The sequence below is a fragment of the Caballeronia mineralivorans PML1(12) genome, assembly GCF_001028175.1.
Lineage (GTDB): Bacteria > Pseudomonadota > Gammaproteobacteria > Burkholderiales > Burkholderiaceae > Caballeronia > Caballeronia mineralivorans.
Genome location: NZ_AEJF01000331.1, coordinates 1 through 321, shown reverse-complemented (window position 1 = coordinate 321; position 321 = coordinate 1). Strand labels below are relative to the sequence as shown.

At 53.3% G+C, this 321-nt stretch carries 1 protein-coding gene; it reads right to left on the bottom strand.

What is annotated here, in order from left to right; all coding sequences use genetic code 11:
• Window positions 1-291, bottom strand: a 291-nt coding sequence (locus EOS_RS42890; protein ID WP_152693279.1) for an aminotransferase class I/II-fold pyridoxal phosphate-dependent enzyme, incomplete at its 3' end; no start/stop codon positions are given.
• Window positions 292-321: the final 30 nt, after the last annotated feature.

The window sequence follows — 321 nt, the reverse complement described above, 5'->3', positions numbered from 1 at the left end:
TGCTACGCGCTGTTGTTTCAGTACCGGATGGTCCGCACCAAACAGCAGCGGCGCAATGGCATGGCGATAGCAGTTAAGCCCTTCCATCGGTAAATAAAGCGAAGCGCCATGAGGCTGCGCATTCAGGCGCGCTTCCGCCTCCGCCACGGCTTGCAGTTGTGGAATAATTCCGTCTTCGTTGTAGTACAGACCGATACTTAAATTCACTTTGTCGCTGCGAGGGTCTTCTTTAAAACGCTCCATAAGCGTAAGAATCGGGTCGCCAGCGTAGGCGTCAACTTTTTGAAACACGCGATGGTTCTCCAGGTTTACGGGCAGGTG